This is a genomic window from Gordonia sp. 852002-51296_SCH5728562-b, assembly GCF_001665475.1.
GTDB lineage: Bacteria > Actinomycetota > Actinomycetes > Mycobacteriales > Mycobacteriaceae > Gordonia > Gordonia sputi.
In genome coordinates, this window is the sequence record NZ_LZMI01000007.1 from 13958 (window position 1) to 28083 (window position 14126).

Sequence of the window (14126 nt, forward strand, 5' to 3'; positions counted from 1 at the left end):
AGATACCTTATCCGCCTCACGCCAGTGCTCGACGCACAGCACTGGACCTGCGGTTACATTTGGATTCATGGCCGTGCACTTGACTCGTATCTACACCCGCACCGGCGACGACGGCACCACCGGGCTCAGCGACTTCTCGCGCGTACCCAAGACCGATGCGCGCGTTGTCGCCTACGCCGACTGCGACGAGGCCAACACCGTTATCGGCGCGGCCCTCGCACTGGGTGGGCAGATCCCAGAAGCGATCGCCGGCGTGCTCACGACGGTCCAGAACGACCTCTTCGACGCCGGGGCCGACCTCTCGACACCAGTGGTCGAGGACCCCAAGTATCCGCCGCTACGCATCGAACAGAGCTATATCGATGCCCTCGAATCGTGGTGTGACGACTTCGGCGCCGACCTGGCCGCCCTGAATTCGTTCGTTCTGCCCGGTGGCACCCCGTTCGCCGCGCTATTACACCAGGCGCGCGCAGTCACTCGTCGAGCCGAACGTTCGGCGTGGGCTGCGGTCGACGCCGACCCCGAGCACACGTCCGTCCTACCCGCCCGGTACCTGAATCGGTTGTCGGATCTGCTGTTCATCCTGTCCCGAGTCGCCAATCGCGGACCGGACGGAGAGGGCGACGTCACCTGGATTCCCGGCGGGGATCGTCACCGCCCCTGAGCGCCGTGCTCGAGCGTCACGGCTCGGGCGTTACCGGTCAGGCGCTCCGACGCCGCTGTGAGCGCTGCGGAGCTCCCGCCTCCAGCCACGCCTGGAAGGCCGTGACCCCGTCGAGGGTCAGCGCGAGTTCGTACTCGCTGGGCTCGTCGTCGTCGTGGTATTCACGCACGTGCAGAATGGTCATCCCGTCGAGGATGACGCCCTCGGTGCCTGCAGCACACCGCCGACCGACGATCTCGATGCTGTGGCGGGGGAAGCGGCGTGACGGACCGGGCCGCAGCGAGCTGAGCCGGAAGTACCGCAGCGATTCGTCGCCGTAGTGGACGGTGCCGTGCCGCCAGCCCTCGTCGAGCTCGGCAGGCAGATCACGCAACAGCGCGGGGGTGCCCGCGCTGCGCAATTGTTGTAGTCGGTATGCCAGCAGGCCGCAGACAACCAGCGCCACCACAAGCAGAATCAGCAGGACGACCACAACGGTCACGCGGCATACCTCCCTCGCGCGGGTTGCATCACCGAGATGTCGGCGGGCTGTCGACGGGCTGTTTCGGTGATGACTCCCCCCAGCATGCCAGTAGACCGTATGACGCAGCCAGCCACCCGCGAAGCGCGGGTGGCCGGCAGACGACTACCGAGTCATCGTGATGACTCGTATTCAATTGTGACGCAACGGTTTTCGTCCAGATCAGGACGTCACCGCACGCATCGGCTCGTTCTCGATCAGGCGATCTGCTCCGCGGCGCGCAACCGTGCATGCGCACGGTTGTACTCCGTGGTACCGGGCTCTGCGGACTCGAGCGCGGACTTCTCGGCGTTGACGTCGACGCCGTCGGCCCATTCTGCGGCCTCGGCGAGAATCGTCACCGACTCGCCCGTCACCGAGATGAATCCGCCTTCGACGGCGGCCGCCTTGCGGGTGCCGCTCTCCTCGACGATCACCACGAACCCGCCGGGGACGAGTTGTCCGAGTAGCGGTTCGTGATTGGCCAGCACACCCATCTCGCCGACCGTGGTCTGCGCGATGACGAATGTGGCCTCACCCGAGTACAGCTCGGCGTCGGCGGATACGACCTCGACGTGGAAGGACTTCTCAGCCATGGCGTACCGCTACTTTCCGGCGAGCTTGGCGGCGGCTGCCTCCACGTCGTCGAGGCCACCGCAGCTGTTGAACGCCTGCTCCGGGTAAGCGTCGAACTCGCCCTTGCAGATGCGGTCGAACGCCTCGATGGTGTCGGCGAGCGGCACGACCGATCCGGGCTGGCCGGTGAACTTCTCGGCGACGAGGAAGTTCTGACCGAGGAACTTCTGGATGCGACGTGCGCGCTGCACCGTCACCTTGTCCTCTTCGGACAGCTCGTCCATACCGAGGATGGCGATGATGTCCTGGAGCTCCTTGTACTTCTGCAGGATGCTCTTGACCTCGTTGGCGACTCGGAAGTGCTCGTCTCCGACGATCGAGGCCTCGAGAATGCGCGACGTCGAGGTCAACGGATCCACCGCGGGGTAGATACCGAGCTGCGAGATCGGACGTGAGAGCTCGGTCGTCGCATCGAGGTGCGCGAACGTCGTGGCAGGCGCGGGGTCGGTGTAGTCGTCCGCTGGCACGTAGATCGCCTGCAGCGAGGTGATCGAGCGACCCTTGGTCGAGGTGATGCGCTCCTGCAGCTCACCCATCTCGTCGGCCAGCGTCGGCTGGTATCCCACGGCAGACGGCATACGACCGAGCAGCGTCGAGACCTCGGAGCCCGCCTGGGTGAATCGGAAGATGTTGTCGATGAACAGAAGCACGTCCTGGTGCTTCACGTCGCGGAAGTACTCGGCCATGGTGAGGGCCGAGAGAGCGACGCGCATACGCGTGCCCGGCGGCTCATCCATCTGACCGAAGACGAGGGCCGTGTCCTGGAGGACACCCATCTCTTCCATTTCCATGATGAGGTCGGTTCCCTCACGGGTCCGCTCACCCACGCCCGCGAACACCGAGGTACCGGAGAACTCACGGGCGATACGGGTGATCATCTCCTGGATGAGCACGGTCTTGCCCACGCCGGCGCCGCCGAACAGGCCGATCTTGCCGCCCTTGACGTACGGGGTCAGCAGGTCGATGACCTTGATGCCGGTCTCGAGGATCTCGGTCTTGCCCTCGAGCTCGTCGAAGGCCGGCGGCTTGCGGTGGATACCCCACTGCTCGCCATCGCGACCGAGGCCCGGGCTGTCGAGGCAGTCGCCGAGGGCGTTGAACACGTGGCCCTTGACCTGGTCACCGACCGGGACACGGATCGGGTAGCCCGAGTCGGTCACGATCGCACCGCGGACGAGGCCGTCGGTGGGCTGCATCGAGATGGTGCGGACCAGGTTGTCGCCGAGGTGCTGTGCGACCTCGAGGGTCAGCGTCTTGGCGACGGCCTCGAGTGTCACCTCGGTGTGCAGGGCGTTGAACAGGCCTGGGATCGAGCTGCGGGGGAACTCGACGTCGACGACGGGGCCGATGATGCGGACAACGCGGCCCTCGGTGGTCCCCGCCGACTGCGACGAGGGTGTCTCTACAGTTGCGGTCATGATGCTTGGGTCACTTCCTTTTGATCGAAGTTTGGGTGGGATCGGCGTCAGTTGGCGAGGGCGCTCGATCCGCCGACGATCTCGCTGATTTCCTGGGTGATCTGGGCCTGGCGGAGCTGGTTGGCCTCACGCGACAACGTCTTGGACAGTTCCTCGGCGTTGTCTGTCGCTGCCTTCATCGCCGTGCGACGTGCGGCCGACTCGGATGCGGCCGAGTCCAGTAGCGCCGCGTAGACGCGCGTGGCGACATACTTCGGCAACAGTGCCTCGAGGAGGGTCTCTGCGCTCGGCTCGAAGCTGTAGTTGCGCGACTCGTCGTCGACCTCGACCTCCCCGTGATCCGGGTTGTCGTTCTCGGTCACCACCAGTGGCGCCATGCGACGGACCTCGGGCGTCTGGGTGAGCATCGTGACGAACCGGGTGTAGACGATGTGCAATTCGTCGACGCCCTCGATGGTTCCCTCGCCGTCCGGCAGATCGATGCTCTCCCCCGACCCCGCCACGAAGAGGTCGACAAGGAAGTTGCTCGCCTGCGCCGCGTCCGCGTACTCCGGCGACTGCGAGAATCCGGTCCACGACGTCGCGACATCCATACCGCGGAAGGTGAAGTAGTTCACGCCCTTGGTGCCCATCACGAAGAGGACCGGCTCCTTGCCCTCCTCACGGATGAGCGAGATGAGCTCGCGCGATGACCGCAGCACGTTCGCGTTGTAACCGCCGGCCATGCCGCGGTCGCTGGTGATCACCAGAATCGCGGCGCGTTTGGGATTCTCGCGCTCCTTGAGCAGCGGATGGTCGAGCGACCCGGCGCTGCTGGCCAGTTCGGAGAGCACCTTGGTCATCTCTTCCGAGTAGGGCTTCGCTGCCGCCACCCGGGCCTGAGCCTTGGTGATACGCGACGTCGCGATCAGCTCCTGCGCCTTGGTGATCTTCTTCGTCGATTGGACCGACCGGATGCGTGAGCGCAGCTCACGAATGCTGGCCATGAGCCCTCACCCCTTCTTCCTTGGCACGGATACGCCCGATGCGGGCACGGACGGACACGCGATCACTTCCGGATCTTGATCTGTTCTTGCTCGACGTCGTCGGCGTCCATCGCGGCTGCCTCTGCCTCGTTGACGACGCGCTTGCCGTCGTGGGTGAGGTAGCTGTTCTTGAACTTGTTGGTCTCGGCGACGAGTGCCTCTGCCTGGTCGTCGGTGAGCACCTGGCCGCCCGCGATCGAGTCGTAGACGCCGGTCGCGTTGTGATGCAGGTGGCTCAGCAGCTGGGTCTCGAAGTTCCGGACATCGTCGACCGGGACCGAGTCGTAGTGGCCCTCACCACAGAGGTAGATCGAAACGATCTCGTCCTCGACCGAGTAGGGGCTGTACTGATCCTGCTTGAGCATCTCGACCCACCGGGCACCGCGCTCGAGCTGCGCCTTCGACGCTGCGTCGAGGTCGGAGGCGAAGGCAGCGAAGGCTTCGAGTTCGCGGAACTGCGCGAGCTCGAGACGCAGCGAGCCGGACACCTTCTTGAGGCCCTTCGTCTGAGCGGCACCACCAACGCGCGAGACCGAGGTACCGACGTTGATCGCAGGACGAACGCCCTTGTTGAACAGGTCGGACTCGAGGAAGACCTGACCGTCGGTGATCGAGATGACGTTGGTCGGAATGAACGCCGACACGTCGTTGGCCTTGGTCTCGATGATCGGCAGCGCGGTCATCGAGCCGCCACCGAGCTCGTCGGAGAGCTTCGCCGCGCGCTCGAGCAGACGCGAGTGCAGGTAGAAGACGTCACCGGGGTAAGCCTCGCGGCCCGGCGGACGACGCAGCAGCAGCGAGATGGCGCGGTAGGCCTCGGCCTGCTTGGTGAGGTCGTCGAAGACCACGAGAACGTGCTTGCCCTGGTACATCCAGTGCTGGCCGAGGGCCGAACCGGTGTACGGGGCCAGCCACTTGAAGCCTGCCGAGTCGGAAGCGGGTGCGGCGACGATGGTGGTGTACTCCATTGCGCCGGCCTCTTCGAGTGCCGTCTTCACACCCGCGATGGTCGAGCCCTTCTGACCGATCGCGACGTAGATGCACCGGACCTGCTTACTCGGGTCGCCGGTTGCCCAGTTGTCCTTCTGGTTCAGGATCGCATCGACACACACAGCGGTCTTACCGGTCTTGCGGTCGCCGATGATGAGCTGACGCTGTCCGCGACCGATCGCGGTCATGGCGTCGATGGCCTTGATGCCGGTAGCCAGCGACTCCTCGACCGGCTGACGCTCGAGCACGGTGGCAGCCTGGAGTTCGAGGACACGATTGTCCTCGGCCTCGATGTCGCCGAGTCCATCGATCGGAGCGCCCAGCGGGTCGACAACGCGACCGAGGAACTTGTCGCCGACGGGCACCGAGAGCACCTCGCCGGTGCGGCTGACCTGGCCGCCTTCTTCGAGATCCTCGTAGTCACCGAGGATGACCGCGCCGATCTCGTCCTCGTCGAGGTTCAGTGCCACACCCTGGATGCCGCCGGGGAACTGCAACAGTTCGTTGGCCATTGCGCCCGGAAGGCCGCTGACGTGGGCGATGCCGTCAGCCGTGTCGGTGATCGTGCCGACCTCGTCGCGCGAGGCTTCGGCTTCGAACGACGAGACGTACTGCTCGATCGCTCCCTTAATCTCGTCTGCTGAGATCGTCAACTCCGCCATGGGTTCTCGTCTTTCTTGATGTCGGTCGGTGTGAGTGAGTCGTGGTGGTGAGGTGTCGTTCGCGACTGCGAGACGCGGCTACCTCGGCAGTGTCTCCGCTGCTTTTGCCAGGCGTGTCGCGATGTCGGCCTCGATGACCTCGTCTCCGACACCGATACGCAGTCCGCCGATGATCGACGGGTCGATCTCGGTCTGCACCGAGATCTTGCGGTGGTAGATCTCGGCGAGCACTCCACCGAGACGTTGCTTCTGAGCATCGCTCAATTCGGCTGCAGACACCACATGGGCGACTGTTTCGCCACGCATGGCCGCGGCCAATTGCGCGAGCTGGTCGACAGCGGACTCCGCGGGCTGCCCGTTGAGGAGGCTGATCGTCTGGGTGAGCAGGTGCGCGGTGTAATTGCCGATCTGGCTCCCCAGCAGCCCGGTGAGCAGGCCGTTGCGCTTCTCCGCGGGCTTGGTGAAGTCGGTCAGCAATGAGGCGAGCGTGGGATTCGCCTCGAGTAGACGGCTCACCCGGAACAGTTCGTCCTCGACCTGTTCGATCTGACCGTCACGCTCAGCCGCAGTGAGTACCACCAGCGCGTTCTGTCTGCGCAGCGCGACCAGGATGTCGTTGGGCTGCGACCAGTGCTGAGCAACGGCGGACGCAACGACCTCGACCGCGATCGGCGATGCCTTGCCGTCGAACAGACTGTGCACCAACTGCTTCTTGAGGGCCGGGAAATCCTCGTCCTCGGTGAACTTCTTCCGCAGCACCGGGTTGTGCTGGAGGAAGTCGATGATCTGCGTGAGATCCTCGCTGGCCGCGAGCAACTCCTGCGGAGACTTACCCTCGGTGTTGGAGCTGAACTCGCGCGCGACCGCACGTGCCGCGTCACGGCTGGCGGCGTGCATCGAGTGCAACCCGATCAGTTCACTCGAACTCCGCACCCCGGTCGAGGGCTGTCCGCCCCGCGACATGGCCGCGAGCTCGTCGATGACCCGATCGACGGTCTCCGACTGGTTGGCCGGGTCGGCGAGGTGATCGCGCACGATCTTGCCTGCGCCATCGACCGCGGTGAGTCCGAGCTCGCTACGCAACTGGCGGACCATCGACGTGCGAATGAGTTCGCCCTGCGCCTTGCCGTGCTCGGAGATGCGCTTGACCTCGACGTCGGCCTGCTTGTGCAGGTCGTCGGCGATGCCCTTGGCATCCTCGATCGCACCCTCGTGTAGTTGTTTGGCCTCGACCTTGGCCTGCTCGATCGAGCGCTCGTGTGCGACCTTGGCGTCTTCGAGGCGCGCCTTGGCCGCATCGCTCTCGGCCACCTGCTGGTCGACGACGTCCTGTGCGCTCTTCACGGTCTTCCGCAAGAACGGCACGACGAACTTCCACAACAGCGCAATGATGAGCAGAAAGCCGACAAGCTGTCCGATAAATACGTCCACTGCTACTTCACCGTCTCAGTCTCTGGCGAGGCGGTCGTCGCCCCTGAACTTTGCACGCCGGCACCCTGTGTCCCGAGAACACGGTCAGCAAGCGTCCGCGACAGTGAGTCGACGTCGCGCTTGGCCTCGGTCATGGCGTTGTCGGCCTCAACCTTGAGGTCTGCGGAGATCTTCGCGAGAGCGGCGTCGGCCTCATCCTTTGCACGCCGCTTCGCATCCGACAACTCCTCGTTCCCCTTGGCCCGCGCTTCGTCCCGGATTCTGGTCGCGTCGGCGCGGGCTTCCTTCATTCGGGCCTGATACTCCCGGTCGGCGTCCTCGTAGATCGCCGCAGCGGCATTGTTGTCCTCAGCAGTCTTCGCGACCCGTGCCTGCCGTTCGTCGAGCACCTTGACAATCGGTTGCACGATCCACGCGCGGATCACGATCAGCACGACGACGAAGATCAGCAGACACGCGAAGAACGTGCCATTGGGGATCAAGAAGTTCTCTGCGGCGAGATTCATGGTTCAGATGTCCCTTGTTGTTCGAGGAACCCGACTAAAACCGGGAAGATCAGGACTGGCCGGAAATCGGGGTGGCGAACACGAACAGCGCCATGAACGCGAGGTTGATGAAGTACGCGGCCTCGACCAGACCGACGGTGATGAAGAACGGAGTGAACAGACGGCCCTGTGCCTCCGGCTGACGTGCGATGCCGGAGATCAAGGCGGAACCGGCGATACCGTCACCGACGCCGGCACCGATTGCGCCGCCACCCATGATGAGGCCGCCACCGATCAACGCGCCCAGACCAATCAGATTCGGATCCATTGAGAACTTTCCTTTCGGGTGATACTGGCAATCGGATTGCCAGGTCTAAGGTCCGACCGACGCGCTGCCGGCCGGGGTCGGACTAGCTAGTGGTCTTCGTCCGTCTCCATGGCCTGGCTGAAGTACAGCACGGTCAGCAGGGAGAAGATGAATGCCTGGATGAGGCCGACGAACAGGTCGAACGACTTCCAGATCGCGTTCGGCGCCCACATGATGTAGGCGGGGAACAGCGCGATCAGCGCGACCATGATGCTGCCTGCGAACATGTTGCCGAAAAGACGGAGGGAGAGCGAAACAGGCTTCGCGATCTCTTCGATGATGTTGATCGGGGCCAGGAATGCGACGTGACCCTTGACCAGACGCTTGAAGTGACCGATCGGTCCGCGGCGTCGGATTCCGGCAGCCATGTACCAGACGAAGACGAACAACGCGAGGGCGTAACAGAAGTTGACATCGCTGGCCGCGGGCGCGAACACCTCGGCGCTCTTGCCCTCGGAGTCGGCGTACTGCAATGGCAGCACCGACAGCCAGTTCGCGATGAGGATGAACGTGAAGAGGGTGACGGCAAGGGGTAGGACGAAGCCGCCGACCTTCATGCCCATCGAGTTCTCGATCTGGCTGCGCATCTGTGTGGTGACGGCCTCGAAGAACAACTGCACCGAATTGGGACGCTTGGAGGTCATCCGCGAGCGCACGAAGAACGCGAGCGCGATCACGATCACTGCCGCGATGGCGGTGGCGATGATCGTGTCGATGTTCCACGTCATGCCCAGCCATTCCACCTGCTTGTGGTGGCCGACCTCGATCTGGGCCTCGGCCAGCACGAGGGTATCGGCGCCGTAAGTCGATGCGATCATAGCTGCTTACGAAGTCCTTTCATCACCGGAATCACCGTGTTCAGCACCAGGACAACCTGGCCGAGAGCGAGTCCGAACATCACGCCCAGCCCTTCGGGCCGGAACAGGAACGCCGCCGCCAGCGCGAGCACAGTGATGGCTCCGAGGCGTGCGGCAGAGTTGACGGCGAGCAGTTTCTTGCGAGGATTCTCTTCTGCCGCAACACGTTCGACGGACATGATGACCATCTTGGTGTTGATGAAGACGGCGACCACACCGATTGCGAAGAACAGCGGGAACAACCAGCTCCCGAGGAACACCGCAATGATCGCGACGATGACGGTCAGTACGGCGGCGATGATCGCCGGTCGTCGGAGGCCGGTCGGCGCGGGCGGGTAATACACGGGAGCCGAGTCAGGGGCGGACGTCGCCATTGCCTCTCCTCACGTGAACGCCTCAATGCCAAGGGCATCAGGCTATGAGCGTCCGTCTTCGCGGCAGGTGCCGCCGAGCGTACGCTCTGCATTTGCAGTGACCTTATCAACACGGCTTGCCGTGGTCACCGGGGGGTGGCCTCGCAGAATGTGTTGGCTTCCCGAGGTGGGGGCACGTCGCGCCCGTGGCGCGTCATACGCTTCCCCCTCAAGTACTACAGCTGATAGTACACGATTTTACTGTCCGGTTACCTAACCGGTCGGCCGACCGTCCCCCACCCTGCCGAATCGGCCCCTACCTGGCCTTTCGATCATTCACTGCTGCCACTGAGGACGTGTGGTCAACGTAGGGCCCGCGCGGTCCGCAGCTCCGCGATGCGCCGCTGAAGCCGAGGTGCCATTGTCGCCAACATCGCGACCACGAGACCGGCTGCAAACGCAGGCACGACCACCGACATCGGGAAGATCGTGCTCGCAGCCACCGAGAACGCCAGGATGCCCACCCAGAGGTAGATGATCAGCGCAACGCGACGCTGTGAATGCCCCAGTTCGAGCAGGCGGTGATGCAGGTGCAGCTTGTCGGGCGTATAGAACCCGACGCCTGCCCTGGTGCGTCGCACCACCGCCATCAGCATGTCGAGCATCGGAATGAAGACAACCGCCGCAACCAGGATCAGGGGCGAGAGCAGTGTGAACACGTCGGCAGGACCGTACGCATTCACCGCGATACGGCCCGACGCACTCGTCGACGCCGCCGCGAGCATCAAGCCGATGAGCATCGCACCCGAGTCCCCCATGAAGATCCTCGCAGGCGAGAAGTTGTGCGGAAGGAACCCGAGGCAGGCGCCCGCGAGTGCGACCGAGATCAGCGCGGGTGGGTAGTAGCTGACGTCGCCCCCCTGATCGCGAAGCAGCCCGAGCGAGAACATGCAGATGGCCGACGCGGAGATGAGTCCGAGTCCCGCGGCGAGACCGTCGAGTCCGTCGATGAAGTTGACGGCGTTGATGGTGGCGACGGTGATCACGACTGTCAGGAGTCCTGACTGGAACGGGTCGAGGACGATGGTCCCGATGTTTCCGAACGGGACGGGCACCTGCAGCCAGCTCACTCCCATCACCACCATGACGCCCGCCGCGGTCAGCTGACCGACGAACTTCGTCAGTGCGTCGAGTCCCCACCGGTCGTCGATGATCCCGACGATGACGATGACCGCCCCTGCGGTCACCACCGCCCCCATGTCGTTGGTGTAGGCGAAACCCCGGTTGAGCGCAGGGAGATTGGCGGCCAGGACGATAGCCGCGACCACGCCGGCGAACATGCCGACTCCGCCGAGTCGCGGGGTGGGAATGGTGTGCACGTCTCGGACACGGGGCACAGCCACCGCACCCACTCGGATCGCGATCACACGGACCAGCGATGTCAGCAGGTATGTGATGGCCGCCGCGGTCAGCCCGACCAGCAGCAACTCGCGCAGCGGAACACCGGCACCGCCCGAGCCGGAGTCGGCAGACAGCATGTCCGCGACGACCATGCTGGTACCGGTGACGGGCTCGAGCATCAGTTGACCAGGCTGGCCGGATCGACGTCGAGCACCTCTGCCACCTCGGCCGTGGTCACTGCCCCCTCGCGCAGCACGCGGGGTGTGGATCCGGTGATGTCGACGATGGTCGACGGCTCCCCCTTGGGCGCCCTCCCACCGTCGAGGTACACCGACACCGAGTCGCCGAGCTGCTCGCGGGCATCGTCGCACGTGATGGCGGGAGGCCTGCCCGACACGTTGGCACTCGAAACCGCCATTGGCCCGACCTCGCGCAGCACCTCGATGGCCACCGGATGCAGCGGCATCCGCAACATCACGGTGCCCGACGTGTCGCCGAGATCCCAGGCGAGCGACGGAGCCTGTTCGACGACGAGACTCACGCTGCCCGGCCAGAACGCCTCGACAAGGCTGCGCGCCACGGCCGACACCGACAAGACGAGACCGTCGATGGAATGCCAGGAGCCAACCAGAACCGGGACCGGCATGTCGCGTCCCCGGTGTTTCGCGGCCAGGAGATCGGTGACGGCCTCGGCGTCGAACGCGTTGCAGCCGATGCCGTAGACGGTGTCGGTCGGTGTGACGATCAGGCGTCCCGCCTTGGCTGCCCCCACGGCCGCCTGGATTCCGGCGGAGCGGGTTGCCTCGTCAGAGCAATCGAAAACGGTACTCACCCGTTCATCCTTTCACGCGACACGTCTGGCCCGGATCAAGGTCGACGGCGCGCGGTCACGACCCGCGGCCGACCAGCGAGGTCGAGGCGCGCAACGACGTCGTCGAATCGCCCGGTCGTCTCAAGTGCCCCGACCACCTGGGACGACGTCGAATCGTCATGTTCGACGGCGATGCGCCCGTCGACTGCCAACAGTCGCGCGGCGACGTCGGCGAGCGGCGTGATCACGCTCATGCCGTCGTGACCGGCGAACACGGCTTCGGCAGGATCCGCTTCGACCTCGGGCGAGACGTCGGTGTCGGTGGGCACATAGGGCGGGTTCGCCACGATGAGGTCGAGCGAGCCGTCGGGGATGTGATCGCGCAGTTGCGCGTGGTCGGTGACATCGGCGCCGAGAACTGCCACCCGATCGCCGACACCGAGGTTCTCGACATTCCGGCGTAGCCACAACAATGCCGACGCCGACTTCTCGACCGCCACCACACGGGCCGACGGCACCGACTCGGCGATCGCGATCGCAAGGGCTCCGCTGCCGCTGCACAGATCGGCGACGAGCGGGTGTGGGATACCGCGAAGATTCTCGACGGCCCATTCGAGCATCAGCTCGGTCTCGGGCCGCGGCACGAACACCCCGGGGCCGACGGCCAGGTCGATGGGGCCGAACGCTGCGCGACCGATGATGTGCTGCAACGGAATTCGACGCGCACGCTGCGCAACGAGTTCGCGATACCGTTTCCGGTGACCCGCGTCTGGTCCGTCGGCGAAGGCCAGAGAGCCCCGACCGACGTCGAGGACGTGCGCCAACAACCACTCCGCGTCGCTTCGCGCCGAATCGATCCCGGCCTCCGCGAGCAGCGATGTCGCCGCAGATATCTCCGACGCCACAGATGACTCTTGGGCCGCAGATGACTCTTGGGCCGCAGACACCGCTGGCGTCAGCCGGTCACTTGTCACGACGATCGACCTCACTCGGCCTCGAGCCGCGCCTGACGATCCGCGGCCACGAGTGCGTCGAGCAGTGCGTCCATGTCGCCATTCAGCACGGCATCGAGATTGTTTGCCTTGTATCCGATCCGGTGATCGGTGATCCGGTTCTCCGGAAAGTTGTAGGTGCGGATGCGTTCGGATCGATCGACCGTCCGGATCTGCGCAGCCCTGCCCTCCGCGGCCGCGGCGTCGGCCTCCTCCTCGGCAGCGGATTGCAACCGCGCAGCGAGCACCTGCATGGCACGGGCTTTGTTCTGAAGCTGCGACCGCTCGTTCTGGCAGGTCACGACGATCCCGGTGGGTAGGTGGGTGAGACGAACCGCCGAGTCGGTGGTGTTGACGCCCTGCCCACCCTTGCCCGACGACCGGTAGACGTCGATCCGCAGGTCGGACTCGTCGATCTCGACCTCCTCGACCTCCTCGGGCTCCGGATAGATCAGCACGCCCGCGGCCGACGTGTGGATACGCCCCTGCGACTCGGTCACCGGGACACGTTGCACGCGGTGCACGCCGCCCTCGAACTTCAGTCGCGACCACACACCGTCGCGCGAGGGCTCGCGGCCCTTGATCGACAGCGTGGCCTCCTTGTAGCCCCCGAGATCGGACTCGGTGACACCGAGGACCTGGGCCTTCCATCCGTGCCGCTCGCAGTACTTGAGATACATGCGTGCCAGGTCGGAGGCGAACAGCGCCGACTCCTCGCCGCCTGCACCCGACTTGATCTCCAACACGACGTCGTCGGAATCGTGCGGATCGCGCGGTGCGAGCAGATCGGTCAGCGTCGCGTCCAGAGATTCGACCGCAGCCTCGAGAGCGGGAATCTCCTCGGCGAACGCCGCGTCGTCTGCGGCGAGTTCCTGTGCGGCGGCGAGGTCATCGCGCGCGGTCTGCAGCTTCGAATACGTCGCCATGATCGGCGCGAGCTCAGCAAATCGCTTGCCCACCCGTCGCGCATGCGACGGATCGTCGTGCAACGAAGGGTCGGAGAGCTGCTGCTCGAGCCCGGCGTGCTCGGCCAGAATGTCATCGATGGCTCCGCCGTTGGCGCCGCCTGAAGCGTCGCGCGTCTGCGCGCTCTTGTTCACCGCTCGTCCTCCTGATACTTCCTCGCCCGACGAATCGACGCCTGACCACACCAACCGACGCCTGGCCCAACCAAAACGACGCCTGGCCTGACAAATACAACGCCTGGCACAACGAAAACGACGCCCGACCCGGTCTGTCTGACCGGGCGGGCGTCGTCGGGATAGCTACTTGGCGTCTGCGTTCTTGGTGCGCTTGCCGTAGCGCTTCTCGAAGCGCGCGACGCGGCCGCCGGTGTCGAGGATCTTCTGCTTGCCCGTGTAGAACGGGTGGCACTGCGAGCAGACTTCGACGTTGATCCGACCGTTCTCGGCGGTGCTGCGGGTCTCGAAGGTGTTGCCACAGCCGCAAACGACCGTGGTCACGTGGTAGTCGGGGTGAATTCCCTGCTTCATTCTGGTGTCCCTTTCTATGGTCGCCGGGTCACCGCCGCGATT

General features: G+C 64.9%; 16 protein-coding genes. 1 reads left to right on the forward strand and 15 read right to left on the reverse strand.

Annotated features, from left to right (window positions below; genetic code table 11):
• Nucleotides 1–67 precede the first annotated feature (67 nt).
• Entirely contained in the window at nucleotides 68–664 is a 597-nt protein-coding gene (locus A5766_RS00975; RefSeq protein WP_005205718.1) for a cob(I)yrinic acid a,c-diamide adenosyltransferase, read from the forward strand.
• A 37-nt stretch (nucleotides 665–701) separates the two neighbouring features.
• Here A5766_RS00975 and A5766_RS00980 read toward each other — a convergent pair whose 3' ends face one another.
• The 15 genes from A5766_RS00980 to rpmE all read right to left on the reverse strand — a co-directional run bounded on the left by A5766_RS00980 (nucleotide 702) and on the right by rpmE (nucleotide 14084).
• On the reverse strand, nucleotides 702–1145 hold the full coding sequence (locus tag A5766_RS00980) for a DUF2550 domain-containing protein (RefSeq protein ID WP_005205720.1): 444 nt from the start codon (nucleotides 1143–1145) through the stop codon (nucleotides 702–704).
• A 236-nt stretch (nucleotides 1146–1381) separates the two neighbouring features.
• A complete protein-coding gene (locus A5766_RS00985) occupies nucleotides 1382–1759 on the reverse strand; it encodes a F0F1 ATP synthase subunit epsilon (RefSeq protein ID WP_005205722.1) in 378 nt (125 codons plus the stop codon).
• A 9-nt stretch (nucleotides 1760–1768) separates the two neighbouring features.
• The gene (atpD, locus tag A5766_RS00990; RefSeq protein ID WP_005205724.1) at nucleotides 1769–3217 is read right to left on the reverse strand and encodes a F0F1 ATP synthase subunit beta; all 1449 of its coding nucleotides are present in this window, start codon (nucleotides 3215–3217) and stop codon (nucleotides 1769–1771) included.
• A 47-nt stretch (nucleotides 3218–3264) separates the two neighbouring features.
• Nucleotides 3265–4203 carry a F0F1 ATP synthase subunit gamma gene (locus A5766_RS00995; RefSeq protein ID WP_005179406.1) on the reverse strand — a complete coding sequence of 313 codons (939 nt, stop codon included), beginning with the start codon at nucleotides 4201–4203 and terminating at the stop codon, nucleotides 3265–3267.
• 62 nt (nucleotides 4204–4265) lie between these two features.
• Nucleotides 4266–5894, reverse strand: a complete 1629-nt coding sequence (atpA, locus tag A5766_RS01000; protein ID WP_005179408.1) for a F0F1 ATP synthase subunit alpha — start codon at nucleotides 5892–5894, stop codon at nucleotides 4266–4268.
• A 78-nt stretch (nucleotides 5895–5972) separates the two neighbouring features.
• Nucleotides 5973–7325: a F0F1 ATP synthase subunit B/delta gene (locus tag A5766_RS01005; RefSeq protein ID WP_064903098.1), complete on the reverse strand. Its 1353-nt coding sequence runs from the start codon at nucleotides 7323–7325 to the stop codon at nucleotides 5973–5975.
• Nucleotides 7326–7327: 2 nt separating this feature from the next.
• Entirely contained in the window at nucleotides 7328–7831 is a 504-nt protein-coding gene (locus tag A5766_RS01010) for a F0F1 ATP synthase subunit B family protein (RefSeq protein WP_005205728.1), read from the reverse strand.
• Between the two features lie 49 nt (nucleotides 7832–7880).
• On the reverse strand, nucleotides 7881–8138 hold the full coding sequence (locus tag A5766_RS01015; RefSeq protein WP_005179417.1) for a F0F1 ATP synthase subunit C: 258 nt from the start codon (nucleotides 8136–8138) through the stop codon (nucleotides 7881–7883).
• An 86-nt stretch (nucleotides 8139–8224) separates the two neighbouring features.
• Complete coding sequence (atpB, locus tag A5766_RS01020) at nucleotides 8225–8995, reverse strand: F0F1 ATP synthase subunit A (protein WP_005205732.1); 771 nt, start codon at nucleotides 8993–8995, stop codon at nucleotides 8225–8227.
• Nucleotides 8992–9408, reverse strand: a complete 417-nt coding sequence (locus A5766_RS01025; protein WP_005205734.1) for a hypothetical protein — start codon at nucleotides 9406–9408, stop codon at nucleotides 8992–8994. Before A5766_RS01025 ends, atpB begins: the two co-directional genes overlap by 4 nt.
• Nucleotides 9409–9749: 341 nt before the next feature.
• Nucleotides 9750–10967 (reverse strand): MraY family glycosyltransferase, encoded by a 1218-nt coding sequence (locus A5766_RS01030; RefSeq protein WP_005205736.1) that lies wholly within the window; start codon nucleotides 10965–10967, stop codon nucleotides 9750–9752.
• Nucleotides 10967–11620, reverse strand: coding sequence for an L-threonylcarbamoyladenylate synthase (locus A5766_RS01035; RefSeq protein ID WP_064862745.1), 654 nt, complete (start codon nucleotides 11618–11620; stop codon nucleotides 10967–10969). Before A5766_RS01035 ends, A5766_RS01030 begins: the two co-directional genes overlap by 1 nt.
• A 35-nt stretch (nucleotides 11621–11655) precedes the next feature.
• Nucleotides 11656–12504 (reverse strand): peptide chain release factor N(5)-glutamine methyltransferase, encoded by an 849-nt coding sequence (prmC, locus tag A5766_RS01040; RefSeq protein WP_005205740.1) that lies wholly within the window; start codon nucleotides 12502–12504, stop codon nucleotides 11656–11658.
• A gap of 80 nt (nucleotides 12505–12584) precedes the next feature.
• Nucleotides 12585–13691, reverse strand: coding sequence for a peptide chain release factor 1 (gene prfA / locus A5766_RS01045; RefSeq protein ID WP_005205741.1), 1107 nt, complete (start codon nucleotides 13689–13691; stop codon nucleotides 12585–12587).
• A 165-nt stretch (nucleotides 13692–13856) separates the two neighbouring features.
• On the reverse strand, nucleotides 13857–14084 hold the full coding sequence (gene rpmE / locus A5766_RS01050; protein WP_005179448.1) for a 50S ribosomal protein L31: 228 nt from the start codon (nucleotides 14082–14084) through the stop codon (nucleotides 13857–13859).
• Nucleotides 14085–14126: the final 42 nt, after the last annotated feature.